This is a genomic window from Chryseobacterium ureilyticum, assembly GCF_900156735.1.
In the GTDB taxonomy this organism is placed as follows: Bacteria; Bacteroidota; Bacteroidia; order Flavobacteriales; family Weeksellaceae; genus Chryseobacterium; species Chryseobacterium ureilyticum.
Map to the genome: position 1 here is coordinate 1195729 of NZ_FTOL01000001.1, position 26492 is coordinate 1222220.

Annotated in this window: 25 protein-coding genes; 7 read left to right on the plus strand and 18 right to left on the minus strand. The window is 35.3% G+C overall.

Annotated elements, in window-relative coordinates:
* Positions 1–4: 4 nt before the first annotated feature.
* The 4 genes from BW983_RS05200 to BW983_RS05215 all read right to left on the minus strand — a co-directional run bounded on the left by BW983_RS05200 (position 5) and on the right by BW983_RS05215 (position 4380).
* The gene (locus BW983_RS05200; RefSeq protein WP_076550428.1) at positions 5–1003 is read right to left on the minus strand and encodes a 4-hydroxyproline epimerase; all 999 of its coding nucleotides are present in this window, start codon (positions 1001–1003) and stop codon (positions 5–7) included.
* The gene (locus BW983_RS05205; RefSeq protein WP_076550429.1) at positions 1000–2484 is read right to left on the minus strand and encodes an aldehyde dehydrogenase (NADP(+)); all 1485 of its coding nucleotides are present in this window, start codon (positions 2482–2484) and stop codon (positions 1000–1002) included. The genes BW983_RS05200 and BW983_RS05205 overlap by 4 nt, the downstream gene beginning before the upstream one ends.
* Before the next feature lie 17 nt (positions 2485–2501).
* Positions 2502–3407 (minus strand): dihydrodipicolinate synthase family protein, encoded by a 906-nt coding sequence (locus BW983_RS05210; RefSeq protein WP_076550430.1) that lies wholly within the window; start codon positions 3405–3407, stop codon positions 2502–2504.
* 88 nt (positions 3408–3495) lie between these two features.
* On the minus strand, positions 3496–4380 hold the full coding sequence (locus BW983_RS05215; protein ID WP_076550431.1) for an AraC family transcriptional regulator: 885 nt from the start codon (positions 4378–4380) through the stop codon (positions 3496–3498).
* Between the two features lie 186 nt (positions 4381–4566).
* Between BW983_RS05215 and BW983_RS05220 the strand changes: the two genes are divergently transcribed.
* The gene (locus BW983_RS05220) at positions 4567–5961 is read left to right on the plus strand and encodes an aminopeptidase P family protein (RefSeq protein WP_076550432.1); all 1395 of its coding nucleotides are present in this window, start codon (positions 4567–4569) and stop codon (positions 5959–5961) included.
* 14 nt (positions 5962–5975) lie between these two features.
* Positions 5976–8144, plus strand: coding sequence for a S9 family peptidase (locus tag BW983_RS05225; protein WP_076550433.1), 2169 nt, complete (start codon positions 5976–5978; stop codon positions 8142–8144).
* A gap of 42 nt (positions 8145–8186) precedes the next feature.
* On the opposite strand, the gene BW983_RS05230 is transcribed toward BW983_RS05225, so the two are convergent.
* Positions 8187–8522: a lipocalin family protein gene (locus tag BW983_RS05230; protein ID WP_139329223.1), complete on the minus strand. Its 336-nt coding sequence runs from the start codon at positions 8520–8522 to the stop codon at positions 8187–8189.
* 214 nt (positions 8523–8736) lie between these two features.
* Here BW983_RS05230 and BW983_RS05235 point away from each other — a divergent pair, with 214 nt between their 5' ends.
* On the plus strand, positions 8737–9339 hold the full coding sequence (locus BW983_RS05235; RefSeq protein WP_076550435.1) for a DNA-3-methyladenine glycosylase: 603 nt from the start codon (positions 8737–8739) through the stop codon (positions 9337–9339).
* 104 nt (positions 9340–9443) lie between these two features.
* On the opposite strand, the gene BW983_RS05240 is transcribed toward BW983_RS05235, so the two are convergent.
* The 6 genes from BW983_RS05240 to BW983_RS05265 form a co-directional block, all read right to left on the minus strand.
* On the minus strand, positions 9444–10145 hold the full coding sequence (locus BW983_RS05240) for a LytR/AlgR family response regulator transcription factor (RefSeq protein WP_076550436.1): 702 nt from the start codon (positions 10143–10145) through the stop codon (positions 9444–9446).
* Positions 10126–11199: a sensor histidine kinase gene (locus tag BW983_RS05245; RefSeq protein ID WP_076550437.1), complete on the minus strand. Its 1074-nt coding sequence runs from the start codon at positions 11197–11199 to the stop codon at positions 10126–10128. Before BW983_RS05245 ends, BW983_RS05240 begins: the two co-directional genes overlap by 20 nt.
* Positions 11200–11278: 79 nt before the next feature.
* Entirely contained in the window at positions 11279–11668 is a 390-nt protein-coding gene (locus BW983_RS05250) for a DoxX family protein (RefSeq protein ID WP_076550865.1), read from the minus strand.
* 148 nt (positions 11669–11816) lie between these two features.
* Positions 11817–12320, minus strand: a complete 504-nt coding sequence (locus tag BW983_RS05255) for a TlpA family protein disulfide reductase (RefSeq protein ID WP_228408961.1) — start codon at positions 12318–12320, stop codon at positions 11817–11819.
* A gap of 1 nt (position 12321) precedes the next feature.
* Complete coding sequence (locus tag BW983_RS05260) at positions 12322–12750, minus strand: rhodanese-like domain-containing protein (RefSeq protein ID WP_076550439.1); 429 nt, start codon at positions 12748–12750, stop codon at positions 12322–12324.
* Positions 12751–12835: 85 nt separating this feature from the next.
* A complete protein-coding gene (locus BW983_RS05265; RefSeq protein ID WP_076550440.1) occupies positions 12836–13111 on the minus strand; it encodes a hypothetical protein in 276 nt (91 codons plus the stop codon).
* 115 nt (positions 13112–13226) lie between these two features.
* Here BW983_RS05265 and BW983_RS05270 point away from each other — a divergent pair, with 115 nt between their 5' ends.
* From BW983_RS05270 to BW983_RS05280, 3 genes are all read left to right on the plus strand, one after another.
* Entirely contained in the window at positions 13227–14339 is a 1113-nt protein-coding gene (locus BW983_RS05270) for an SMI1/KNR4 family protein (protein WP_076550441.1), read from the plus strand.
* 118 nt (positions 14340–14457) lie between these two features.
* Complete coding sequence (locus tag BW983_RS05275) at positions 14458–16137, plus strand: FAD-binding dehydrogenase (protein WP_076550442.1); 1680 nt, start codon at positions 14458–14460, stop codon at positions 16135–16137.
* A gap of 9 nt (positions 16138–16146) precedes the next feature.
* Entirely contained in the window at positions 16147–16950 is an 804-nt protein-coding gene (locus BW983_RS05280) for an SDR family oxidoreductase (RefSeq protein WP_076550445.1), read from the plus strand.
* 67 nt (positions 16951–17017) lie between these two features.
* On the opposite strand, the gene BW983_RS05285 is transcribed toward BW983_RS05280, so the two are convergent.
* Positions 17018–18619 (minus strand): T9SS type A sorting domain-containing protein, encoded by a 1602-nt coding sequence (locus BW983_RS05285; protein WP_076550447.1) that lies wholly within the window; start codon positions 18617–18619, stop codon positions 17018–17020.
* Between the two features lie 794 nt (positions 18620–19413).
* Positions 19414–20094 carry a MarR family winged helix-turn-helix transcriptional regulator gene (locus tag BW983_RS05290; protein WP_076550449.1) on the minus strand — a complete coding sequence of 227 codons (681 nt, stop codon included), beginning with the start codon at positions 20092–20094 and terminating at the stop codon, positions 19414–19416.
* 264 nt (positions 20095–20358) lie between these two features.
* On the opposite strand from BW983_RS05290, the gene BW983_RS05295 reads away from it, so the two are divergent.
* On the plus strand, positions 20359–20640 hold the full coding sequence (locus BW983_RS05295) for a hypothetical protein (RefSeq protein WP_076550451.1): 282 nt from the start codon (positions 20359–20361) through the stop codon (positions 20638–20640).
* Between the two features lie 56 nt (positions 20641–20696).
* Here BW983_RS05295 and BW983_RS05300 read toward each other — a convergent pair whose 3' ends face one another.
* Genes BW983_RS05300 through BW983_RS05320 form a run of 5 tightly spaced genes read right to left on the minus strand, consistent with a single transcriptional unit; the run spans position 20697 to position 26487 of the window.
* Positions 20697–21068, minus strand: coding sequence for a response regulator (locus BW983_RS05300; RefSeq protein WP_076550453.1), 372 nt, complete (start codon positions 21066–21068; stop codon positions 20697–20699).
* 26 nt (positions 21069–21094) lie between these two features.
* Positions 21095–21664 (minus strand): chemotaxis protein CheB, encoded by a 570-nt coding sequence (locus tag BW983_RS05305; RefSeq protein WP_076550454.1) that lies wholly within the window; start codon positions 21662–21664, stop codon positions 21095–21097.
* A gap of 11 nt (positions 21665–21675) precedes the next feature.
* Positions 21676–22506, minus strand: a complete 831-nt coding sequence (locus tag BW983_RS05310; protein ID WP_076550456.1) for a CheR family methyltransferase — start codon at positions 22504–22506, stop codon at positions 21676–21678.
* The gene (locus tag BW983_RS05315) at positions 22507–22869 is read right to left on the minus strand and encodes a response regulator (protein WP_076550458.1); all 363 of its coding nucleotides are present in this window, start codon (positions 22867–22869) and stop codon (positions 22507–22509) included. It lies immediately after the preceding gene.
* Between the two features lie 15 nt (positions 22870–22884).
* Positions 22885–26487, minus strand: a complete 3603-nt coding sequence (locus BW983_RS05320; RefSeq protein WP_076550459.1) for a hybrid sensor histidine kinase/response regulator — start codon at positions 26485–26487, stop codon at positions 22885–22887.
* Positions 26488–26492: the final 5 nt, after the last annotated feature.

The following is a 26492-nucleotide window of genomic DNA, read 5'->3' on the forward strand; positions in this document are numbered from 1 at the left end:
AATTTTACATTACCTGAAATCCTTGCCAATAAGGATCTTCATCATCAATAATAATCTGATTATAGCCGGTAATCCTTGCCCAGCCTTCTACTGAAGGAATAATAGCCGGTTTACCATCAATAGTAGCTGTTCCCTCAATTCTTCCGATAAACTGGGAACCGATATAGCTTTCATGGATGAATTCTTCTCCTTCTTTTAACTTCCCTTTTGCATACCATTGAGCCATTCTTGCTGAAGTTCCTGTGCCACAAGGGGAACGGTCTAAAGCATTTTCACCTACTAATACGGCATTCCTTCCGTTGGCTTTGGTATCAGTGGGATTTCCCGTCCATTGAATATGGCTTAAGCCTGAAATGTGCTCATTTTCAGGATGAATGAACTGGTATTTTTCATTAAGCAGTTTTCTGATGATTTTTCCATAATGGATAAGCTGGCTTGCCGTGAAATCAGAGATGTCTCTGAAATTTTCCTGAGGATCAATGATGGCGTAAAAGTTTCCTCCATAAGCAACATCAGCCTTTATCAATCCAAGATCAGGGCATTCCACTTCAAGGTTTTCAGCATAAAGGAAAGATTTTACGTTGGTCAGTTTTACAGATTTTACTTTTTTTCCTTCCTGTATATAATCTATGAGAATAAGCCCGGCAGGGGTTTCAAGACGTAGTTTTCCCGGAATTTTAGGAACTACCAAGCCTTCTTCTATGGCAATGGTAACCGTTCCGATGGTTCCGTGTCCGCACATGGGAAGACAGCCGCTGGTTTCAATGTATAACACTCCGATATCATTTTCTTCATCAATAGGAGGATAAAGAATGCTTCCGCTCATCATATCATGGCCGCGGGGTTCAAACATTAAACCTTTTCGGATCCAATCATATTCTTTCATGAAGTGAAGCCTGCGCTCCATCATGGAATTTCCTTTTAAAATAGGCCCACCCCCTGCAACAAGACGTACAGGACAGCCACAGGTATGGGAATCTATGCAAAAAAATGTTCTGTTCATACGGTTTCTAATTGTAATGATCCTGAATTCACTTCTCCATCTACAATTCTGCTGATCTGTAATGGGTTTTCATTCTTCAGTTCTTCTGGTAAGAATTCATCCGGCCAGTTCTGAAAAGAAATGGGACGAACAAATCGTTTTACGGCATCCGGTCCTACAGAAGTAAAGCGTGCATCAGTTGTAGATGGAAACGGTCCTCCATGTTGCATGGCATAAACCACTTCTACTCCGGTAGGCATTCCGTTGAATAACAGTCTTCCGCATTTATCTTTCAAAAGATTAATAAGTTCAGCATTCTCATGTACATCAGTAGGAGTTGCTGCTACAGTAATGGTTAACTGTCCTTTTAAGTTTTTAGCAATTTGTATAAGCTCTTCCTTGTTTTCACAAGCGACAATGATTCCAAAAGGCCCGAAGACTTCTTCACTTAATATAGGGTTGTTGAGGAAACTTTGAGCATTGGTTTTGATAATAGTTGCACTTCCTTTTCCTTTTTCAGTTTCTCCTAAGGCTATAACTTCAATATCAGGTTGTGTTATTGCGGTAGATTTATGCTTTTCAAAGCTTTCATATATGCCATTGTGAAGCATGTGAGCAGGTGTGACTTCCTGGATTTCATTTTTTACTGCAGCGATGAAACGATTCAGGGATTCTCCTTTAACAGCAATAAACACCCCCGGATTGGTACAGAACTGCCCTACTCCTAATGTTAATGAGCTGATGTATTCTTTAGCTAATGCTTCTGCTTTATTTTCAATCAAGTTTTCAAGTGCAAATACCGGATTAATGCTTCCCATTTCAGCAAAAACGGGAATAGGATTTTCACGACGATTGGCAATATCAAACAAAGCTTTCCCACCATTGAAAGAACCGGTAAATGCTACTGCCTGAATATCTTTGTGCTGTGTTAAATAAGCCCCAATTTCATAGGATGTTCCCGTAATATGACTGAAAATACCTTCTTCCCACCCGAATTCTTTTACTGTATTTGTTATAGCACCAGCCATCATTTGAGAGGTGTGAGGATGTGCAGGATGCGCTTTTACAATAACAGGACAGCCTGCTCCTATAGCACTCGCGGTATCACCTCCCGCTGTGGAAAAAGCAAAAGGAAAGTTACTGGCTCCGAAAACGACTACAGGTCCTATACCTATATTATATTTTCTGAGATCTCCTTTTTGTTTATCTGTCTGCGCAAGATCAATTCTGGGCTCAATATATATTCCTGAAGCTACTGCCTTTGCGTAACTTCTCCATTGTCCTACTGTTCTGGCTTTTTCACCCACAAGTCTAGCCAGAGGTAGTGATGTCTCAGCATGGGCAATCTGGATAAGTTCTTCTCCTAAAGCTTCAATCTGATCGGCAACAGCATTCATCAATGCAGCTCTTTCTTTTATTGTTGTATTCTTCAGGAATTGGTATGCTCGGGAAGCCATTTGAATTCTTAACTCAATATTTTCTTTTGATGTTTCTTCAATCATAGCTTTTGTTTTTGATATTAATTTAATATTGGGCGATTCTTTCTGCCTTCTTCAATAATCTTATTAACTCTTTCTGCTTCTTCACCCTGAAGTTCAAGACGTGGTGCTCTTACAAACGGGTTGCTGATTCCTTCAGCGGTAGCAGCCAGTTTGATATATTGGATAAGCTTTGGATGAATATCTAATTCTAATAATGGCATAAACCATCTGTAAACGGTAACCGCTTTATCATATTCACCTGTTTTGGCATAGTTGTACATAGCCATTGTTTCATTTGGAAAGGCATCTACCAGCCCTGCTACCAAGCCATCAGCTCCAAGCATCAGGGTTTCAAGGCAGATGGTGTCTACTCCACCAAGGATTTTAATTCTTTTTCCGAAACGGTTGATCATTCTGGTTACGTTAGCAAGATCTCTAGTGGATTCTTTAACAGCCTGAATGGTTGGATACTCTATAAGCTCATCAAACATTTCCAAGGTTACATAAATTCCGTAATCAACAGGGTTATTATAGATAAGGATAGGAAGGTCTGTAGCAGTAGCAACCGCTTTAAAATATTCTACGACTTCACGGCTGTCAGCTTTATAGCGCATTGGTGGAAGGAGCATTAATCCGTCAGCTCCCAGTTCTTTTGCTTTTTGGGCAAAGTTTACTGCATTTTTAGTAGTATTTTCAGAAAGGTTAAGGATAACCGGAATTCTGCCCTGTGTAATTTTTTTTGCATATTGAAGAAGTTCAAATTTTTCTTCAGTTTCCAACACACTAGCTTCTCCTAATGTTCCGGCAAGAATAATTCCGTGAACTCCGGCTTTAATCTGGGCTTCTGTATTAATCGCAAACATTTCAAAATCAATCTTTCCTTCTTTCGTAAAAGGAGTTAATACAGCAGGATAAATTCCTTCCCAGTTTAGTTTTGTACTCATATCAAATAATATTTATTCAAAACTAGGTGAATTTTAAAACGGTAAATGTTAATATTTTAATTAATTCTGACCATATTTTAACATGTGGTTATTCGTGGTCAAAAGTAGCTTCTTTATAATGCTTCAGATATTCTTTGGGTGAGTATTTCATAATGGATTTAAAAACCCGGTTGAAATTGGTTAAACTATTGAATCCGCTATTAAAGGCAACAGAAGAAATATTATACATGCTGCTGGAGGTTAATAATCTGCAGGCTCTTTGCACTCTCAACTCATTAAGGTATTGAATATAAGTAATTCTGGTACGTTTTTTAAAAGATCTGCAGAATGCCTGAGGAGTCATACAGGCTTCTTTGGCAATGGCATCAAGGGTTAGTTTATGCTGGGTGAAATTTTTCTTAATATAGTTTTGAGCGTCTATAATTCTCTGATCATTGTCAGAAATATGATTGGGCAGGTTCTGTTCTGATGATAAGGGAATGTGCAGGTGCCTGTTTTGCATCAGGTGGTTTAGGATCTTTATAAAACCTATGATTTGTTCTATCCCTTGTGTCTTTTGTAATGCTGCCATACTTTCTCCTACACTTGATTTTAATTTGGAGGAAATCTGAAAGCCAACTTTTGAATGTTCGATGAAGTTTTTGAGCTCTTCAAATTCCGGTAAGTCAAAAAAAGCAGATATTTTTTTATTAGGATCAAAAAAAATTGAAATAGCATGTACTTTTTGTGTTTCATTTTCAGCAAAATCCCCTTTGAAAACGTGCGATTGGTTGGCTCCCAGATAGAAAATATCTCCGGGTTCAAAAGTGAAAAGGTTTTGTTCTATGGCTAAAGTACCATGTCCTTTAAGGATCCACATAATCTGTGTTTCAGTATGCCGATGGAAATAAGGATAGAAATTAGGCATAATATCTTCCTGAATACGGATACTTTTGTTGGTGTCGGCCGGAACTGAAAACTGAAGACTTTTCATACAATCAATACTTTATACAATCAATAAATGAGAAGGTTAAAATATTGCCGAATTTAAGCAAAATATGAACATTAACTATCATATTAAAATCCAAACTTTACATCTCTATTATTTTAACGAATAAAGTGCTTCAAATAGTACAAAATCGTAACTTTAAACTTTTAAAATAAAAAATATTCATAATATATGTTTTCAGCACAAACCTATCAGGACAGACGGTCAGTATTGCAAACTAATGTAGCTGGCGGAGTCTTATTATTTTTAGGAAATATAGAAAATCCCGTAAATTTTGAGCATAATCCTTATTATTTCCGTCAGGATAGTACTTATCTGTATTATTTTGGAATTCAGGAGCCTAGAATTGCAGCCATTATTGATATTGATGAAAATAAAACCATTGTTTTCGGAGATGAATTAAGTATTGATGATATTGTCTGGATGGGCAGACAGGAAACATTAAAAGACAAATGTCTGAAATCCGGTGTACAGGAAACCTTGCCTTATGCTGAGCTATCTCAGTATTTGTCTAAAGTACAGAATTCCGGTAGAAAAGTACATTATCTGCCTCCGTATCAATCCTCAAATAAAATTCTTCTGTCTGATATTTTAGGAATTAAAATAGCGGAATTACAACCTTCAGTAGAAATGATCAAAGCAATCGTAAAGCAGCGTTCTATAAAAGAAGCTCAGGAGATTGTACAAATTGAGCAGGCGGTAAATGTATCGAACGAAATGCATCTTTTGGCGATGCGCGTGGCAAGACCTGATGTTAAAGAATATGAAGTGGCAAATGCTATTCAATACCTTGCAGCAAATAAAGAATGCCAGATGTCTTATCCGCCGATTGTTACCATAAACGGAGGAATACTTCATAATCATTATCGTCTTAATACTTTGAAGGAAGGTGATCTTTTCCTGAATGATTCAGGAGCCGAAACTTCAATGGGGTATGCTGGTGATTTAACCAGAACATTTCCAGTGAGTAAAACTTTTACTACCAAGCAAAAAGAAATGTATGAAATAGTTCTGAATGCTTTTAATAATGCTCAACGTCTTCTGAAACCTGGAGTTCGCTTTAAAGATATTCACCTGAAAGCGTCTCAGCATCTTGTAGAAGGTCTTGTTGATCTAGGATTGATGAAAGGAAATCCTGAAGATGCGGTGAAAAACCATGCTCATACCCTATTTTTCCAATGTGGACTGGGACATATGATGGGACTTGATGTACATGATATGGAAGACCTTGGCGAGCAATACATTGGTTATACCGAAGAAGATCCAAAAGATACCAAAACATTTGGGCTTAAATCTTTACGCTTAGGAAAGTCTTTAGAATCGGGATTTGTAGTGACAGTGGAACCGGGTATTTATATGATTCCTGAACTGATTGATATCTGGCAGGCTGAAAATAAAAATGCAGACTTCATTAATTACGATAAAGTATATGAGTACAGAAATTTCGGAGGAATACGTGTAGAAGACGATTTCCTGATCACGGATGATGGTTACAGACTTCTTGGAGACGGACTGATCAAAACAGTTGAAGAAATCGAAAATTACAGAGCTGAACATTTAGCTTAATTCAAATATTATATATGAAGAAGATAAAAAAACTAACAATCATTGCATTTTACTTCCTGAGTCTGTCACCATTGGCTGCACAAAAGGTGCAATGGACACCGGATGGGAATGCTTATTATTCATTTACTAAAAAAGGTGTTGAAGTCGTAGATGTATTAAATCCAGGAAAGGAGCAGACTTTTTTAGATAAGAATGAACTGATTCCTTCCGGAAGTTCTACTCCTTTAGATGTACAGAATTTTAGAGTTTCTCCTGATGGGAAAAGCCTGTTATTGTACACCAACAGTCAGAAAGTATGGCGCGATAATACCCGTGGAGATTACTGGATCTTTGATAAGAACAGTAAAAAGCTTACTCAACTTGGAAAAGACTTACCAGCATCATCTTTAATGTTTGCCAAGTTCTCTCCGGACGGAAAAAAAGTAGCTTACGTATCAAAGCATAATATTTATATCGAAGATCTTGCGAACAATCAGCTTACCAAAATTACTGATGATGGTACAGACAGAATGATCAACGGAACTTTCGACTGGGTATATGAAGAGGAATTCGGTGCTCAGGATGGTTTCAGATGGTCGCCAGACGGAAGTAAAATTGCGTATTGGAAACTTGATGCACGTGGAACCAAGGATTTTTTAATGATCAATAACACGGATAGTCTGTATTCATTTACGATACCTGTAGAATATCCGAAAGCTGGAGAAAACCCTTCAGGATGCAGCATATGGTTCTATGATGTGGCAGCTAAAACAACAAAGAAAGCTGATATAACAGGTGATGAAGTACAACATTATATTCCAAGAATGGAATGGGTACAGGATTCTAAATCCATTATTCTGCAGCAATTAAACAGAAAGCAGAACCAAAGTAAAATAATCATTACTGATGCAGGTTCAGGAACCAGTAAAACCATTCATACAGAAACAGATCCCGCATGGATTGATATAAAAACCCGATGGAATGACAATGATCCGACGGGCTGGGACTGGGTTGAGAATGGTAAAGAATTCCTATGGCTTTCTGAAAAAGATGGCTGGAGACATATCTATAAAATAGATCTGAACGGAAAGGAAACATTAATTACAAAAGATGCTTTTGATGTAATAAAGCCAGAGTTTTTTGATGTATCAAATAAGCAGATCTACTTTATGGCTTCTCCTGATAATGCGACACAGAAATATCTGTATAAAGTAAGCATGAAAGGAGGTAAATCACAAAGAATAACGCCTGGAACTTATACAGGATCCAATCAATATACAATCTCACCCAACGGAAAAATTGCTATGTTTAATAATAGCAATGTCAGTGCACAATCCATTGGAGCAGTTGTATCTCTTCCTGAACATAAAGAACTTGTAGCTGCAAAAAATGTAACAAAAGCGAATCCCGAAAGCTCCAAAACGGAATTTTTCCAGGTTACAACAGAAGACGGAGTTACTCTTGACGGATGGGTGGTAAAGCCAAAAAACTTGGATCCATCTAAAAAATATCCAATTGTTTTTATGGTATATGGAGAACCTGCATTACAGACAGTAACGGATAGCTATTATTCAAGCTGGAGTTTATATACAGGGGATATGGCTCAGGATGGGTATATATATGTATCCCTTGAAAATCGTGGAACTCCTGCCCCAAAAGGGCGTGAGTGGAGAAAATCAATTTATCGTAAAATTGGCAAGCTGAATATCCGTGATCAGGCAATGGGAGCTAAAGCCTTATTTGCAAAATGGTCATATGTAGATACTTCCAGAGTTGCTGTATGGGGCTGGAGCGGCGGAGGATCTTCCACCTTAAACCTTCTGGGGCAATATCCGGATATTTACCAGACAGGAATTGCCATTGCTCCGGTAGCCAACCAGTTGTTTTACGACAATATTTATCAGGAAAGATACATGGGGCTTCCACAGGAAAACAGAGAGGACTTCGTAAACGGTTCTCCATTGGCTTATGCTAAAAATTTGAAAGGAAATCTTTTATTGATACATGGAACAGGTGATGACAATGTACATTACCAGAACACAGAGGTATATATCAATGAATTGGTAAAATACAATAAGCAGTTTCAGCTGATGTCTTATCCTAACCGTACCCATTCTATTAATGAAGGCGAAGGAACATCACTACACCTTGCGACTCTATTTACTAAATATTTGAAAGAACATTGCCCTCCAGGAGCAAGATAATGAATACAAAGCCTCACGTAATGTGGGGCTTTTTTTGTAGAATTATTTTCTTTTAAATATAAGTGTCCAGGTGATAAGAAAAGGCTCTTTCTTATATTGGTCAGTATCCTTCATTACAATTTTCATGGTTGTTTTATCCAGTTGTACGATTTCAAACTTTCTCTCATAATTACCTCCATCGAATAAAGACAAGGTTTTATCATCGGAATCTAATGAATATGAAAAATAAAGTTGCCCACCATCGGTAATAGAACCATCCGAATTAAACTGCATGATGTCTTTACTGCTATATTTTGAATGAGTTTGAACCGTTCGTTTTCCGTTCGCTTCAATACCTTCTGCTGCTGAAAGAAAAGGCTGCCATTTTCCGACAATCATTTTTTTATTAGATTGCTGAAAAGAAATATTGAATGACATTACAGTCAAGCAAAAAATAGCAGAAAACAGGATTATGTTAAACGATTTCATTACATTTTGACTTTTAAAAGATAAAAAGCTGATTTTTCAAATGTAGTGACAATCTGTTTAATTATTGAGAATTTATTTTTTATAATTATTAATTTTGATTTGTTGATTTATAAAAGAATTTAATTTGAAATTACCACTCTCCTACTATTCCAATCAGGATGTTCTTTTTCTGGCAAAGGATCTCTTGGGAAAAGTTATTTTCACTGAAATTGATGGAAATATTACTGCCGGAATCATTGTAGAAACAGAAGCTTATTTTGGGATACAGGACAAAGCTTCCCATGCTTACGGAGGAAGACGTACAGACAGAACCGAAACGTTGTACAACCATGGTGGAATATCCTATGTTTACTTATGTTATGGAATTCATCATCTTTTCAATGTGGTGACCTCCGTGGAAAATGATCCTCATGCCGTTCTGATCAGAGCAATAGAACCTTTGATCGGAAAAGAAATCATGGAATCCAGACGAAATATGCCCGCTTCCAAAGCTGCAATATCTTCCGGTCCCGGTTCTGCTGCAAAAGCTTTAGGAATTGATCGTACCTTCAACCAAAAAGACCTTTCCGGATCAGAAATATGGATTGAAAATCATAATACGCAATGTTCTTTGGATAAAATAGAATCCGGACCGCGTGTAGGTGTTGCTTACGCAGGTGAAGATGCATTACTGCCATGGAGATTTTGGATAAAAGGGAATAAATATGTGAGTAAATATAAGCCTTAAAGAAATTTTCCTGATAAAAGATAAAAGTTGTAAGTTTCAATGTTTGCTCAGCTATATCAATAGAAGCCCGGTCAAATAAAAAATCCAAAACCTTTTATATAATATTAAAGATCAATAAACGGTTTATACGTTCTCCCAATCGGAAGTTTTTTCCCTTTAATCTGTACAAAAGTTGCTGACTTCACCTCCATTTTAGACCTGGAAATAATATACGATTTGTGAATACGGGTAAATAAAGCCGAACTCAGGCTCTCTTCTATTTTACTGATGGGCATTTTAAAAGTAAAAGTCTCTGTTTTCGTATGAATATTAATGTATTCCCTCAGACTTTCGATATAAAAAACATCCTGTAAAATGATTTTAACCTGTTTTTTACCACTATAGATAAAAATATAATCACGCTCAGCCATTTCCAGCAAAGCATCTTCAGCATCCATTAAATACTTGAATTTCCCAACAGCTTTTGTAAATCTATCGTAAGGAATGGGCTTCAGAAGATAATCGAGAATGTCTAATTCATAACCTTCAATTGCATATTGGTGATAAGCGGTAGTAACAATCACCAATGGAGGATTTTTTAAATTTCTCAAAAACTCAAAACCTTTTATAACAGGAAGATGAAGATCTAAAAATATCAAATCTACCTCATGAATGCTCAAAAGGCTGCTTGCATACACAGCATCTGCACACTTTCCCACAAGATGAAGTTCAGGATCTCTGGAAATAAAAGTTTCCAGAATTTCAGCGGCAATCGGTTCATCTTCTACAATAATGCAGTTGTACTTTTTAGGCATTGGATGTATCATTGAAATCTATAATTAATTGAACAATATATCTGTCGTCTTTATTTTTTACAGTAAGATGATGCTTGGGATAAAGAAGTTCAAGCTGCCTTCTGATATTTTTAAATCCGATTTTTGTGGAATACTCATGAGCTTTCTCTTCTTTTGAATTTTCAACATAATAAGTAAGAATTCCTTTTTTTAATTCAATTTTAATATTAATAAATGAATTTCCCAAGCTCTCAGAAACACCATGTTTAAAAGCATTTTCAATAAACTGAATCAATATGAGCGGTGAAATTTCCTGAGAGGGATTGTCTATATTCTCTTTTAAATTCACAATAAGATGATGGTAACGGATTTTCTGTATCTGTACAAAATCTTTAATATTTTCAAGATCTTTTTCTATGGAAATCGTTTTTTCAGCAGCCTCATAAATATTGTATCGCATCACCTTTGAAAGTTGTAAAATAACATCTGGTGTTTCATCAGCCTTTTTGAGTGCCATTCCATATATATTATTTAATGTATTGAATAGAAAATGAGGATTGATCTGTGCTTTAAGCATGGTAAGTTCTTGATCCAACTTTTCTGACTTTAACTGTGAGATCTGATTTTTCAGAATATTCTTTTGCCGGGTAATTTCAACGCCGAAAATAAGACCTACCATAAAAATAAGATCCATAAAAGAATTGAAAAATACATAACCATTAATAAACCCGGAATTCTCTTTTCCATCCAACGTTTCTTCAACTCCGTAGATATAAGGATAGATTATAAAATGAGTTAAAAAGCGATGTCCTAAAACAGCAACAATAATAATGAAAATGTAAAACAAATATTTGAAAATACCTTTAACAGATACTTTTTCATACACATACAATAAAGAATAGGCAAGCGGAATTTTAACCAAAAGATATCCCAGCTCCAAGATAAGTGTATTCCAAAGTCTTAACTGCCATGTGAAATCCGGAAACCGATATCTGGACCAATAAAATTCAAGGTAAGCTTCCAGGATATAATAAAAGATCCAGAAAAGCAGATGAATACGAAGTTTTGATTGATAATCCGGTTTCAAACTATTACTTTTTAAACTGTAAAATAATAAGATTCAGTGAAATATAAAAATATAAAATCTATCAAATCATTTTAGAGATCTATAAATGACGATTTCTTTTTAAACTTATCTCAGGAAACATAAGATTCAGAAAGCAGAATATCAACAAAAAATTGAATTCCATACCATTGGTGGCACCTCCTACTACAAACCATCCGTTCTGCCAGTGAACAAAATAAATCCCAAGAATAAAGATGATTATATTACAAACCGCTACAGGTTTTATGTATTGATCTATCCAAAGTAACGGAACAGAAATCAAATGGGTAAGCTTTATTGCCCAGGCAAGATAAAGTCCGATGGGCGCAAATCCTATGGTATTCAGATATTTGATTCCAAAATCATTGACATCTCCACTGAGAATAGAGATTACACTATGCATCAGCAAAATCGCTGATAATGCAAGCCTGAGGAATAGGTTCTTTTTCATGAAACCAAGGTATAAAGTATAAGAAGTAGATGTTATATCTTGAATATCAACTACTTTTAATAGTATATGAAAGTTTCCTGATTCCGTTAAATAAAAAAGAACAGTAAAATGAATCACTGCTCTTTAAAATATTGTAAGGATTTTGATCCTAATTATGACTTAAACTTTTCTTTAAAAATTCTTCAAGTTCCTTTTCATGAAGATTTTTGGCAATGATGATCCCTTCTCCGTCAATGATAACGTTAAAAGGCAGTTCATCAATTTCATAGGCTTTTGCTACCGGGCTTTTCCAAAATTTTAAATCACTGATCTGTATCCAGTTGATACTGAATCGGTCTATAGCTTTCTGCCAGCTCTCCTTATTTTTATCCAAAGAAACACCAAGAATTTCAAATTTGTTATTCTTTACCTGTTCTGCATAAGTTTCATACAGCTTTTTCAACTGCGGTTGTTCACCCACACAAGGAGCACACCATGTTGCCCAAAAATCAATAAGGACCAGTTTCCCTTTTAATTCAGAAAGTGAAAATGAATTTCCATCTGCTTTAGACATTGTAATTTCAGGGGCTTTCTTTCCTACCTCAATCTTGTTTTGTGCGAAAATATTTCCTGAAAAAATAATTAAAAATAATACTGTAATTCCGGTTCTCATATTAATCATTTGTCGGGTAATCTTTATCCAGCCAATCCGTTTTGATATTCTTAGGAAGATTTAAAAGTTTGGCATTTTTAAAGCCCATTTCCATTAATAAATTGAATGCCGGACGAATATTCGGACACTTTACAAAAGGACAGCAACCACAATAGATGACAATTTCCCTGTTTTTAGAAATATCTTTAAGATAATTTCTTAATTTTTCCAGATTTTCAGGCTCATGAGTTGGTCCAATATCTACAGAACCTTTGATAATGGCTTCAGGACCTACGGAAATAATCAATAAATCCTTGGTTTTGTTCTTTACAATTCTTGATGCCAATAATGCCGGATCCATCAACTGGCTTTCTTTCCATGGATTTTGTGTCTGCTGTGCCTGTCCAAAAATGGAACAAACAAAACAAACCATGATAAACAAATACTTCATACTTCTATTTTTCACAAATATATAAATGATTTATTGAACAATAAAAGGCTGTATACGTGTGTTTTTGCACTATCACGAGAAATTTTTATATATTTCTATTCTTTTTAGGAGTAATGTGAATCACGTTGGACGCTCCCGGTTCTATTACAAACTGAGTACCAGAGCCTCTCTCCTGTTCACGTCCTTGAATTGCAGAACCTGTAGTGAGTGTTAATTTCCCTTTAAAAACAGGATGTGGTGGTATCAGTGATATTTCTATTTCCTCTTCCTCCAGTTGTATGATAATTGATGTAGCTTCAATACTGTGGCGGCTTCCATCTTCAGCGATTATAAATGCGGGGTATTGTTTCAAATCTTTCATTGAGATAATGATTTTTAACAAAGATAAAATTTCAGATGATTTCCATTTTTGTATTTTAGCCTTAAAAATGAGTCATAGTCTATGATTTATGATAATTTAAAAGTATTTCTTCCTTATGAAAATCAGTATTCCTGACCATTGGTCAAATTTTATAAAGATTTTTACCAAAAAACATAATGAAACCATCATTTATGATGTGGTACGTGTTTTTCGGAATGAAGAAGAGATTCAGGAACGTTATGATACCTATGAATTTGAAGACTTTCTTCCTGAATATATTCCTATTGCAGATGATTCTGGTGGACAGGTTGCTGTGATTTCAAAAAATAATAAGGATACAAAGGTTTATTTAACTTCCTACGGGGTATTACAGGAAGAATATCTTGAAGTTTTAGACCGTGATTTATTACACTGGATGCAGCGTAAATTTCCTTTTGAAAACCAAAAGAATGTATTATCTGAGATTGATATTGAGAAACGGAAAAATGAAAATACTCTTTTGCTAGAGCAAATATCTTCCTTTACGGATATTACAGAATTCTTAAAAAAAGCCATTGTTATTGAAGGAATTGCATTGCCGGAATATTACGCATCTATTGAACATATTTATTATTTCCAGGATGGTTATCATTATAACTCAGTGGAAAATAAAGACTTGGTAAGCGATAAACCCGGAGGTTTTAAATCAAATTGGATCGTACTAGCAACTAATTATTTTGCTGATCCTTTTTTTATAGATTTAAATGAAGCTGAACAAATGTTTCCTGTGTATTTTGCTTATCACGGACAAGGACATTGGGAGCCTTTAAAAATAACTGATAGCCTTGAAATATTTCAGAAAAAACTGGAAGACATTCAAAATATTAGATATGATAAGACAACGTTGATCAATTATTTTGATGAAAATATAGATCCTGAAAATCTTTTTTGGAAGGATGTTTATCTTACGATCGAGGATGAAAGTGTTTTAGATTGGGAAGAGATAAAGCAGGAATCTTTTGACTCAAATGGCTCCAAAGTAAATTTATACATCACAGATACCGGACCTAATAAAATGAAGATCATTACCCTTTTGAAAAAAGAGCTCAATATTTCCGGATCGGAAGCCCTTAAATTGAGTAAATCACCGCGAATATTCTTCAGAACAGGATACAGCAAATGGTTAGAAAAGACATCCAAAGAACTGGAAGATCTTGGAGCTCAGGTAGAATTTGAAATACTGGATTAAAATATCTGTATTTTTTATTTAAATTATTTATTTAATATTTCCTGATGTGTTTTTTTATGTGGAATACAAATATTTTACACTTTTATATAAAGTATTGTGAATAAAAAACACCTTTATCATGGAAGAAAAATTCCAGCCAGATGCTATTATTATAGGAACCGGATTGGCAGGGCTTACTGCAGCGATGGAAATTACCAATGTCGGTAAAAAAGTACTGTTACTGGATCAGGAAACTGAACAGAATATCGGCGGACAGGCATTTTGGTCTTTTGGTGGACTTTTTCTGATTAATTCTCCCCAACAACGGAGAATGGGGATTAAAGACTCTTATGAACTCGCATTGCAGGATTGGAAAGGTACAGCAGGTTTCGACCGTGAAGAAGATTATTGGCCCCGAAAATGGGCAGAAGCCTATCTGAAATTTGCGGCAGGAGAAAAATACGAATACATTTCTAAATTGGGAATCAAGCTGATGTTTATGGTTGGCTGGGCAGAACGTGGCGACGGTTCAGCAAATGGTCATGGAAATTCTGTACCTCGTTTTCATGTAAGCTGGGGAACCGGAACCGGTGTGGTGAAACCTTTTGTGGAAAAGGCATATCAGGCAAGAGAAAAAGGACTGTTACAGATGAATTTCAGGCATAGAGTAACTGAATTCATTATAGAAAATGGTAAAATAACAGGTCTTAAAGGAGACATTCTTGAAGATGATACTAAAGAAAGAGGTGCTGCGACCAATCGGAATATCATCTCCCAGTTTGAATACTTTGCACCTCATATTATTATTGCATCAGGAGGAATTGGTGCCAATCATGAATTGGTAAGAAAAAACTGGCCCGAAAGATTGGGAAAAGCACCCGAAAATATGGTGTGTGGTGTTCCTGATTACGTAGACGGAAAAATGATAGGAATCGCTGAAAATGCAGGAGCAGACATCATCAATCGAGATCGCATGTGGCATTATACAGAAGGGATTCAAAACTGGAACCCGATCTGGTCTAATCATGGGATTAGAATACTTCCCGGACCGTCTTCCTTGTGGTTTGATGCAAAAGGTAATCGCCTTCCCGCTCCTTTCCTTCCAGGATTTGATACGTTGGGAACTTTAAAATACATACAGGATACGGGATATTCTTATTCCTGGTTTATTCTTACTCAAAAAATCATTAAAAAAGAATTTGCGCTCTCAGGTTCAGAGCAGAATCCGGATATTACCAATAAAGACTATGCGCTTTTTCTGAAAAGAATCTTTGGTAAAAAAGCTCCGGGTCCTGTAGAAGCTTTTAAGGAACATGGAAAAGACTTTATTGTTTCGGATAATCTAAAAGATCTTGTAGAAAAAATGAATTTGCTGTCGGGTGATCATCTGTTGAATTACGAAAAGATAAAATCCCAAATTGAAGCCAGAGACAGAGAACTGGATAATAAATTTTCAAAGGATACCCAAATTAATTATATCAGAAGTACAAGAAGTTATTTAGGTGATAAACTTGGAAGAGTTGCCGCTCCACATAAAATATTATCTCCGGAAAACGGACCTTTGATTGCGGTACGTCTTAATATTTTAACCAGAAAAACATTAGGCGGAATAAAAACAAATCTTGACGGACAAGTTTTAAGAGAAGATGAAACAATTATTGAAGGACTTTTTGCAGCAGGTGAAGTAGCAGGTTTTGGCGGTGGCGGAATGCATGGCTATCGAGCATTAGAAGGAACATTTCTAGGTGGCTGTATCTTCTCCGGAATGAAAGCTGGAAAATATATTGCCGGATTAAAAAAAGAAAACACAAACATATAATTTTTCATGATGAATAATTATTACAATGATAAAGTGATCTGGATTACTGGAGCATCATCTGGAATTGGAGAAGCACTGGTAAGAGAGCTGGTGAAAAGCAGTAATGCTAAAATTATTCTTTCTTCAAGAAATGAAGAACAGCTATATGAAGTAGCAGAAAGTGCCGGACTTACTGTAAATCAATATGCAGTAATCCCATTAGATTTAAAAAGCTATAAAGATATGCCCGATATTGCAGCGAAGGCAATAGGAACGTTTGGGAAAATTGATATTCTTATCAATAATGCAGGATTATCTCAACGTTCGCTGGCAATGGAAACGGATATAGAAGTTGATAAACGTTTGATGGACATTGACTTCATAGGAACTGTAGCATTGACAAAAGCCGTTGTTCCTTATATGATTAAAAATAATGGCGGACAGATTGCTGTCGTTTCAAGTTTAATGGGAGTTTTCGGAGCACCTATGCGTAGTGGTTATGCTGCTGCAAAACATGCTCTTCACGGCTTTTTTGATGCTTTGCGTGCAGAATTATATGCTCAAAATATTTTGATTACGATCATCTGCCCAGGATTTATACAAACCAATGTGTCTATAAATGCTATTGTAGGTGATGGTTCTACACAGGGAACTATGGATGATGCCACCAATAAAGGAATGCCTGTAGATATTTTCGCCAAAAAAATGCTGTCTGCTATTGAAAAAAAGAAATATCAGAAAGCTATTGGCGGTAAAGAAGTATTGGGCGTTTATCTGAAAAGATTCTTTCCTTCCCTATTGGCAAAAATTGTGCGAAAAGCAAAAGTGGTATGAATAATACATTTTATAACAGAAAAACCACACTTCAAGTGTGGTTTTTGTCTGCTATTTTTAGTATAAATTATTCAATAATGAATTTTTTAGTCGCTTTTTGTGTACCACCAATTACATTCAGGAAATAAACTCCTTTTTCAAGGTGAGTTGTATTAATTTTAGTATTTAATCCTTCTAATTTCTGTTGATGAACTGTTTTTCCTAACATATCTGTAATGGTTATATTCATAGAAGGAGTAAAATAATCAAGTTTTAAAGTTACATGATCTTTTGCCGGATTAGGGAAAACATTAGCTGTAACGGAAGCTTTTTTCGAGACTTCATTAGTAGACAAATTTTCCGGAGCAAGTTTTACTACCCAAATATCAGTATCTCCATGATTCCCACTTACGTCTCCGTTGTTTGATTTGGAGTTCCCTGCAATTATATAACCACCATCTGTGGTTTGAATAACAGAGGAAGCTTCATCACTTTCTGATCCTCCCAGACATTTTTGCCACTGAATATTTCCTGTTGCATTGAGTTTTACAGCCCAATAATCAAAAGAAAGAGGCGCTTCTCCAGGACCTGTATTTGTAGGAGTATGATATCCTGTTACATCACCATCGGTTGAAAGAGTATTTCCTACTACCATATATCCGCCATCAGAGGATTGGATAATAGAAAATGCTTGATCTAATTTTGTTCCACCCAACGCTTTTTGCCATTGAAGATTTCCTGCTTCATTTATTTTTACAACCCAGGCATCCGTTCCACCGTGATTTCCCGTTACATCTCCATCAGTAGAAAATGATTGACCTGCTATAATATATCCACCATCTGAAGTGGCTACCATAGAATATGCTAAATCTGGATATAATCCTCCAAAAGATTTTTTCCAAAAAACAACACCACCATCAGAATTTAATCTTAAGATCCAAAAATCTGCGTTGCCATGATTTCCTGTTATATCACCAGTATTTCCTTCAGCAAATCCGGAAACGGCATATCCGCCATCACTGGTCTGAACAATGGAAGTCGCTCTGTCATCTGCGAGTCCACCGAAAGATTTTTTCCATTGGATATTTCCATCAGAATTTATTTTTACGATCCAGTAATCAATATAACCTTTATTTCCTGCTATATCGCCATTATTTGACTTAGAATGTCCCGCAAAAACATATCCGCCGTCTGTTGTTGGAATTATTTTATCGATCCAGTCATCGTCTGTTCCGCCGAAAGTTTTTTTCCAGTGAATAACTCCTGCGTCAGAATTTAATTTTAAAACCCATCCATCATCATACCCGTGATTTCCTGTTACATCACCATTGTTCGAACCTGTAGCTCCAGCAACCACATATCCCCCATCTGCAGTCTGAATGATGGAACGTGCAAAGTCGTTTTCTGTTCCTCCTAAAGATTTTTGCCATTGAAGGTTTCCTGTTGGATTTAATTTTACAAGCCAGTAATCATAATTTCCGTGGTTTCCGGTTACATTGCCATTGTTTGAAGTAGAACTCCCGGCAACCATATACCCGCCATCAGCAGTTTGAATAATAGAATTTGCATATTCTTTTCCTGTACCACCCAGAGATTTTTGCCATTCTATAGCCGGAGCTTGTGCCATACTAAAGCCTGAAAAAAAGATACCTGCCAAAACGGGGATCGTTTTTTTGTAATTGAATTTCATGGTTTTTTAATTTTTCTAATTTAGAATCGCAAAAATATAATTTATAAAAGAATAAACATCTGTATTCTATATACTTTTTTAGAATAATAATATATTTGATTATCCTATTTATGGGATTATGATGTTAACACCTTAAGTTTAACATATTATCTGTTGATCAGTAAAATGTATCCGTTTTCAGGTAAAATGTCTACCTGCTTTGAAAATTGCTGACTGTACATTTGTATCATAAAAGTAGGATCTACTCTACAGAAACGCTATTCAATATAGATTTGCGAGGTTTTAAAAAAATCAAGGTAACGATTTAGTAATGGTGCACATTTCACTTGATTTCAAAGAATTGCCTTCATAACTCTGTATAAAAATACAAATTTTATAACATAATTAATAATAGTATTTAATAGAGGTAAATACTGTGAGTCATTTTTTCTTAAAAAAGAATGGTATTGTAAGCTAGTAAACCTCCTTACGATCTTTAGTATATTTTTAATGAAGAAAAGATTGACAAAATAATTTTAGAATTTGATTTAGATAATCCTACAGGGAACTTAAGAAAAAGCATTTCAAATTTTTTGCTGAAAAATTACTCTCTTATTTTGCATATATTCCAAAACAATGTACAAAAAGAGAGGATTAATGAACAGTTTTCTTTTTTTGTGAACGCAGAAGCAGAAATATTGAGCTCTTTTATTAAAAAAAAATACAAAAAATTGAAGATTAATTACTTTCCTAATTTGATATAATAACAATTCTAATTATAAACTAAAAACTCTGCTTAACTTTCGCTTTATATTCTAAGACATTTTAAACTTATACTCATCATATACAGTAGTGATGAGTTGTTCGGAATTTATGTTACGTGAAAAAATAGGATAATGGAAACGATCAAGCTTATTAAGAATACGTATAAGATCCATTTTTTCTTTGTGACTAAGATTTCCTGCGACTATATTTGTAGCCTGGCGAATCTTCTCCATTTGCTTTTCCAAAACTATAAGTCCTCTTTCGGAAATTCGGATTAATTTACTACGTTTATCCTCATTAGAATCAGTCTGCTCAATAAGTCCTTGGCGTAGCAATCTTGCAATAATAAGCATACCAACTGGTTTGTCCTGAATATTTTTTTTGACCAAAGCCATCTTACTCATCTCACCAAAAGCTTTCAGGTTAATTAAATAAATAAAGTCTTCCTGAGTAGAAAACTCAGAATCTGCTATCGCTGACTTTGAATAGGTTTTTGCATATCTATTAAGATGAACAAGTAAAGTACTTATGACACTTTCTGGTGTCCTTCCATTTTCTTTTCCTTCCCAGTAAGGCTCTTCAATACTATCTTCTTTCAGAACATTTTCTTTACTAGAAATCCACTCCTTAAACCCCTTAATAGTTTCCGGATACAAATCGGGACAAGCCTGAATTTCTATTTCAAATTCATGCAACATATCGATAAAATCTTTAATAAGCTCGTAATTCATTTTCACTACAATAGGTTACAAATATACTTATTAATTGGATTACAGCTATTGATCATAATGATTACTACAATAAAAGTAAAATTTAAATTTGTTTTCAATTTACTTACAAGAGTGTTAATAGCAGCACTATCAAAAAAAGCTGAGTATTCTACAAAAATTATGGCTCATTACATAAATAATAATTGAGAATTCCTCTATTTATGGGGAATTAAATATTATTTACGGCATAAAACTTGTTTATAAATAAACAATTAAATATCTGTTATGGACCAAATCAAAGCTGAACCATTACATTTAAACAACGATAAAAGATTAATTGATCAATACTTTAATTTTGTTATTAAAAAGGAGCTAAATATTGATATCAGTATCATAAATGAATATGTGGTTGTACAGAATATTGTTTCCAAAAAATTAATACTTGTTAAGACATTTTCGGAAAACGTTCTGATAAATCCATCATTATATCTTTTATTATCTTCTTTAATTCAGCAAATCAATACACGTTCGTTAACGAAAGACCAGATTATAAGATTCCTTGCCTAAAAATAAAAATCTCTCAAAAAGTTGAGAGATTTTATTGCAGAACTATTTGATATTGATCAGACTTGTTCTTTTATATGTTTTGCAACCATTATTTCAAGGTCATCCAAATTAAATGGTTTTGAAACATAATCATCTGCCTTTGCTTCTGATGCTAACGCAACTATATCATTATTGGCTGTGACATAAATTACCGGAATATGTTTAAATTCTTCCGTGCTTTTAAGAAGTTTTGTAGCTTCTACACCCCCTATTTTCGGGATCCAGTTATCCATCAAAATAACATCCGGCTGATAGTCTGCCACTTTCTCAATAATATCATGTGACGTTTCTGAGATTTTGACTTCATATCCGTTTTCTTCAAATATGATGGTGATCACTTCTAAAATAGCCGTATCATCATCAAAAATTAAAATTCTCTTCTTACTCATATTGTTTATATTTTTTTTCTAAAATTTTATAATTGTTTTATATAATTCGCAAAGTTATGGGGGGTAATGATTAAATCATAAGCAATTTCTTTTGTAGCATGTCTAGGCATATAATCCACTTCCGCTGTTTCAGGATCTTGAATCCAAACTTTTCCACTATATTTTTTAATATAACTAAGTCCTTCTACTCCATCAGCATTAGCTCCCGATAAAAGGACACCAATCACGTTTTCTCCATAAACTTCTGCTGCGGATCTGAATGTAACATCTATAGAAGGACGGGAATAGTTCATTTTCTCAGAACTATCTAGTGACATCATTTTATTATTCTCAAACAATAGGTGATAATCAGCAGGAACAATATATATTGTATTCTCTTCAGGTTGTGTTTTATCTTCAACCTCCACAACAGATATACTAGTAAACTGTTGCAATAAAGTTCTAAGAACATCTCCTGATTGTGCTTTACGATGAACTACCAATAAAATGGGAATAGGAATCTTATTATCCAGATTTTTAATCATTTCAATAATGACCTGAAGACTTCCTGCAGAACCTCCAATAACAATTAATCTGGTATTACTTTGTGACTTCATAGTATCAGATATTAATGATGGTCAATTTTTTTCCAAATCTTCTGATCTTCGATCTGATGATAATTGCGATCAATCGTAGAAAACCGTAAGGTTTCTTTCGCTCCTAATGCAAGAAAACCTAAATTCTCCAAGCTGTTATCAAAAAGTCTGAAAACTCTTTCCTGAAGATCTCTTTCGAAATAAATCAGAACATTTCTGCATACAATCAATTGAAAACTATTAAAAGAACTGTCTGAAACAAGGTTATGAGTTGATAAAATCAATTTTTCCTGCAAGTTTTTATCAAACCTTGCGCTGTCATAATTGGCCGTATAATAATCAGAAAAATCTCTGATCCCCCCAGAAAGCATATAATTTTCTGAATAAAGTTTCATGTGCTGTAGAGGAAAGACACCTGCTCTTGCTGTTTCAAGAACAGAAGGATTTAAATCGGTACCATAAATAAGAGACTTATTATAAAGACCAGCTTCTTTTAGGAGAATCGCTATAGAATAAACTTCCTCTCCCGTTGAACAGCCTGCAATCCAGATTCTGATTAGCGGATAGGTACCTAACTGAGGTAATATTTTTTCCCGTAATGTTTTAAAAAAAGAGGGATCCCTGAACATTTCTGTAACATTTACTGTAACTTCCTCTACAAAGCGTTTCAGGTATTCCGCATCATTGATAATGGTATATCTGAGCTCTGCAAAACTTGTAAACCGGTCTAAAAGACATATGCGATTTACTCTTCTTTTAAAAGAAGCTCTGCTATAACCAGAAAAGTCATAACCATATAAATCATAAACATCCCTGATGAGATATTCTATTTCTTCATCTTTTACGATACTTGGTTCCAGCATCTATGAAATTTTTTCTATTGCTACTATTAAAAGATCAACATCAATCGGTTTTGATATGTAATCATCTGCTCCTGATTCCAGGCATTTCTGGCGGTCTTCAGGCATTGCCTGTGCAGTTACTGCAATTACAGGCACATGCTTGATTTCAGGAGTATTTCTTATCATTCTAACAGCTTCATAACCATCTATTCCAGGCATCATCATGTCCATCAGAACAATATAGGATGAACCGGATTTCAGGATTTCTAAAGCATCCTGAGCCATAGTACAGGATTCAACCGCATATCCCCGGGCTTTAAGGGTCAATTTTAATGCAAATATATTGCGTGGGTCATCATCCACAATTAAGATTTTCTTATCCATCAGAATTTTATCTGTTTAACTTTCATATAACCAAACACGAAGGAGCGATAGTAACTGATCAATATCTACCGGTTTTGAGATATAGTCAGAAGCTCCTGCTGTAATACATTTTTCACGCTCTCCAATCATCGATTTGGCAGTAATCGCTATAATAGGTAGCTTTTTAAATGCCGGCATCTTCCTTATCATCTTAATGGTTTCATAACCATCCATTTCTGGCATCATCATATCCATAAGGATAACATCTACATCAGGGTTATTATCAATTTGTTCAAGAGCATGTTTACCATCCATAGCGACAATGACTTCAACTTTATATTTTTCCAGTGCTTTGGTTAAAGAAAAAATATTGCGAACATCATCATCAGTAATCAATATTTTCTTGCCACTCAAAACCTCAGTTAAAGATCCCAGCATTTTACCTCTGTTATTTTCAGCAGACACATTTTTTTCTTCTACAAGATGTAAAAATAGACCAACTTCATCTAAAACTCTCTGATAGGAATGGGCTGTTTTTACAACAATAGAATCTGCATATTGTTTTATTTTAAGTTCTTCTTCTTTTGATAAATGGTGTTCAGTAAAAATAATGATGGGAAGATTTTCCAGTCCCTCATAGCTTTTGATGGATTCAATAATATGGTAATCACTCCCTTTGGCGGTCCCAAAATCCAGGATCACACAATCAACAAGACTTGAAGTAAGTGCTTTTACGCTATCTTCAACATTGTGTTCCACAGATAAAGATATATTAAAATTACTCAGAAAATAGGACAATGCATTGGCATGTTTGGCATTTTCCTCGACAATCAAAACTTTTTGAGGTCCCTTTTGTAATGCTTCTTCAATTTTTTTAAATACGTCAGTCATTTTATCGAGCGCCACGGGCTTGTTGATAAAATCAACTGCACCTTTCATAAGACTTTCTTTTTTCACATGAAGGGCAGACATCATGTGGACAGGAATATGCTTTACATTAGGATCTGACTTGAGCTCATCCATAACTTCCCATCCATCTTTTACAGGAAGCTGAACATCCAGTAAAATCGCATGAGGATGATATTGCTGAGCTGCAGAAAGAGCATAATCCCCCCTAACCACCACAATTCCTTTATAGTTTTGCAAATGGGCATATTTCAATAGAGCCTTTGCAAAATTAGTATCATCTTCAATAATAAGGATGATTTTATCCCCTTCCTGAATATTCTCTCTGTCATCCTCTACATCTTCAGGTATTTCTAAGGTATTTAGATGAACCGTATCAGCTTTTTCAAGAATGTTCTGAATTTCTTCAACATCTTCTCGAATGATTTCCACCAAATCCTGATCAGTCTCGGAATGAGCAGTTTCAGTTACTGGATGCACAGGAATAATGAAAGTGAATTCACTTCCTTTGTTCACTTCACTTTCTAGAGACAGTTCGCCTCCTAAAAGCTTTGCAATTTCACGGCTTATTGAAAGTCCAAGACCAGTACCTCCAAATTTCCTTTTTGTAGATCCATCAGCCTGTTGGAACGCTTCAAAAATAATTTTCTGTTTATCTGCCGCGATGCCAATACCAGTATCTTTTACCGAGAATACAATAAATTTAGACTTTTCAGAGTGTTTTTTGATATGTAAATCAATGCATCCTTCTGTTGTAAATTTTAAAGCATTAGACAAAAGGTTTCTTAGGACCTGGTCAATTTTGAGACGATCCGTTTCTATCAATTTCTGTACGTCTGAATCTATCTGAATATTGAATGGAAGCGCTTTCTCCTGAAATACAGGACTGAAAAGACTTTTCAGATCTTTTACAACGTCTTCAATTGCCACTTTCTGGTATTCCAGTGTCATTTTACCGGATTCTATTTTTGCCAGGTCAAGAATTTCATCTATTAATGTTAATAAACTTGTTCCTGAACTTTGAATAACTCTGGCAGACTCCACCTGGTCTTCATTAAGGTTTTCATCCGGATTTTCTGCCATTAACCTTGACAAAAGAAGGATTGAATTAAGGGGAGTTCTTAATTCGTGGGACATATTGGCTAAAAATTCAGACTTATATTTTGTGCTAAGTGCCAGTTCTTCTACCTTTTTTTGAATCTCATTATTGCGTTCCGCAATTAAATGATTTTTTTCTTCCAGTAATCTTGAGCGTTCTTCCAGTTCTGCATTGGCCTGCATTAATTCTTCCTGCTGTACTTTTAATTCTTCTTCTGAGGCCTGAAGCTTTTGTGTCTGAGCTTCCAATTCAGTATTGAGATTTTCAAGCTCAGAGTGCTGTACCTGTAATTCTTCAGATTGAGCCTGGGTTTCTTCTAGGAGTTGTTGTTCTTTCTCTCTTCCTTTGGCAGCATTCAGGGCTATTCCTATATTTATACAACATTCCTCAAAATAACTGATTCGGTCTTCTTCAAAATTGAAGGTGGCTCCTAATTCAAGTACTCCGATAGCATGTCCATCTGCAAAAATAGGTATCAGAATTATTCCATAGATTTTAATGGTACTACTGGCAAAGGTTACTACGAAATCATCTTCATGAAGATTATTATATACTTGTGTTTTAGCGTTCAGAAAGGCCTGCCCTACCATTCCTTCTCCCGGTTCAAAACTTCTTTTCATATTGGTTTCTAATCCAAATGCAATATTAAGTTTTAGAATACCTTCATCAAAAAGATATAATGAGCCGTTGATGCAGTTTCCATACTCAATTAACTGATATAAAGCCTTGGTGGATACTTCTGGTACTGATTTATTCCCAACCAGCGATTCATTCAACAAAGCAAGTCCTTTCTGACGCCAGTCACTTTTATTAATCTTGTCAAAAGATATTTTCAGGGATTCAGTCATATGATTAAGCGATTCTACAAGATCTCCGAGATCATCCTCCGAATTATCTACTGCTTTCTCACTGTAATCTCCATTGGCCACTCTGTTTGCAATTTTCTGAATAGCACTTACACGGCGTGTCATTTCCTGATCTTTTTCTCTCAGCATTTTCTCAAGTTCATCTCTTCTAATAAGATCTGCACGCATTTTAAAATAGAAAAATGCGGTCACCACTACAGCAGCCAATGCAGAAAAAACAATAAAAATTACCGTTGTTTCTGAAGAACGTGATAAATCCTTATTTTTAATTTCAACCTGGTTCTCTTCATATTGTACAAAGTCTCTTACAATTTTACGGCATTCATCCATATAGCTTTTACCAGTAGTAATCTGCTGCTGAGTCATTACGATTCCTCTTCGTCTGTTTTCCACAAGGTTTTTCAGATTATCCATCACCTGACTGACTGCTATTTTTAATCCGACCAGTCTTTCCTGCTGGTTTTTATCCTGGGTTCCCAATGATTCTGCCTGTACCAAAGCTTTAGAATATTCTCTAACGCCACGTTTGTATGGTTCCAGAAAATCTTCCCTACCAGTCAGTTGAAAGCCTCTGTTTCCTGTTTCAGCATCAAGAAGTGCCACAAGAATATCTTTCACTGCTGTCACTGAACGTCTGCTTTGAGAAAGGCTTTCACGATGGTTCATCTGATTCTGGATACTCCAGTATGAGGCCACCGAACTCGCTATTAAAATCAGAAGAGAAAGTCCTATTCCAAACTGAAGATTACGTATAATTTTTTTCGGCATGAAAG

What these genes read in the sequence shown, in the direction of transcription:
- BW983_RS05210 (WP_076550430.1), bottom strand. Translation starts at nt 3,407, where the DNA reads ATGAGTACAAAACTAAACTGGGAAGGAATTTATCCTGCTGTATTAACT.
- BW983_RS05255 (WP_228408961.1), bottom strand. Translation starts at nt 12,320, where the DNA reads ATGAGAACCGGAATTACAGTATTATTTTTAATTATTTTTTCAGGAAAT.
- BW983_RS05295 (WP_076550451.1), top strand. Translation starts at nt 20,359, where the DNA reads ATGGACCAAATCAAAGCTGAACCATTACATTTAAACAACGATAAAAGA.
- BW983_RS05320 (WP_076550459.1), bottom strand. Translation starts at nt 26,487, where the DNA reads ATGCCGAAAAAAATTATACGTAATCTTCAGTTTGGAATAGGACTTTCT.
- BW983_RS05270 (WP_076550441.1), top strand. Translation starts at nt 13,227, where the DNA reads ATGAAAATCAGTATTCCTGACCATTGGTCAAATTTTATAAAGATTTTT.
- BW983_RS05290 (WP_076550449.1), bottom strand. Translation starts at nt 20,094, where the DNA reads ATGAATTACGAGCTTATTAAAGATTTTATCGATATGTTGCATGAATTT.
- BW983_RS05310 (WP_076550456.1), bottom strand. Translation starts at nt 22,506, where the DNA reads ATGCTGGAACCAAGTATCGTAAAAGATGAAGAAATAGAATATCTCATC.
- BW983_RS05315 (WP_076550458.1), bottom strand. Translation starts at nt 22,869, where the DNA reads ATGGATAAGAAAATCTTAATTGTGGATGATGACCCACGCAATATATTT.
- BW983_RS05230 (WP_139329223.1), bottom strand. Translation starts at nt 8,522, where the DNA reads ATGATTGTCGGAAAATGGCAGCCTTTTCTTTCAGCAGCAGAAGGTATT.
- BW983_RS05250 (WP_076550865.1), bottom strand. Translation starts at nt 11,668, where the DNA reads ATGAAAAAGAACCTATTCCTCAGGCTTGCATTATCAGCGATTTTGCTG.
- BW983_RS05205 (WP_076550429.1), bottom strand. Translation starts at nt 2,484, where the DNA reads ATGATTGAAGAAACATCAAAAGAAAATATTGAGTTAAGAATTCAAATG.
- BW983_RS05215 (WP_076550431.1), bottom strand. Translation starts at nt 4,380, where the DNA reads ATGAAAAGTCTTCAGTTTTCAGTTCCGGCCGACACCAACAAAAGTATC.
- BW983_RS05265 (WP_076550440.1), bottom strand. Translation starts at nt 13,111, where the DNA reads ATGAAAGATTTGAAACAATACCCCGCATTTATAATCGCTGAAGATGGA.
- BW983_RS05225 (WP_076550433.1), top strand. Translation starts at nt 5,976, where the DNA reads ATGAAGAAGATAAAAAAACTAACAATCATTGCATTTTACTTCCTGAGT.
- BW983_RS05305 (WP_076550454.1), bottom strand. Translation starts at nt 21,664, where the DNA reads ATGAAGTCACAAAGTAATACCAGATTAATTGTTATTGGAGGTTCTGCA.
- BW983_RS05280 (WP_076550445.1), top strand. Translation starts at nt 16,147, where the DNA reads ATGAATAATTATTACAATGATAAAGTGATCTGGATTACTGGAGCATCA.
- BW983_RS05300 (WP_076550453.1), bottom strand. Translation starts at nt 21,068, where the DNA reads ATGAGTAAGAAGAGAATTTTAATTTTTGATGATGATACGGCTATTTTA.
- BW983_RS05275 (WP_076550442.1), top strand. Translation starts at nt 14,458, where the DNA reads ATGGAAGAAAAATTCCAGCCAGATGCTATTATTATAGGAACCGGATTG.
- BW983_RS05260 (WP_076550439.1), bottom strand. Translation starts at nt 12,750, where the DNA reads ATGAAGTATTTGTTTATCATGGTTTGTTTTGTTTGTTCCATTTTTGGA.
- BW983_RS05285 (WP_076550447.1), bottom strand. Translation starts at nt 18,619, where the DNA reads ATGAAATTCAATTACAAAAAAACGATCCCCGTTTTGGCAGGTATCTTT.
- BW983_RS05240 (WP_076550436.1), bottom strand. Translation starts at nt 10,145, where the DNA reads ATGATACATCCAATGCCTAAAAAGTACAACTGCATTATTGTAGAAGAT.
- BW983_RS05200 (WP_076550428.1), bottom strand. Translation starts at nt 1,003, where the DNA reads ATGAACAGAACATTTTTTTGCATAGATTCCCATACCTGTGGCTGTCCT.
- BW983_RS05220 (WP_076550432.1), top strand. Translation starts at nt 4,567, where the DNA reads ATGTTTTCAGCACAAACCTATCAGGACAGACGGTCAGTATTGCAAACT.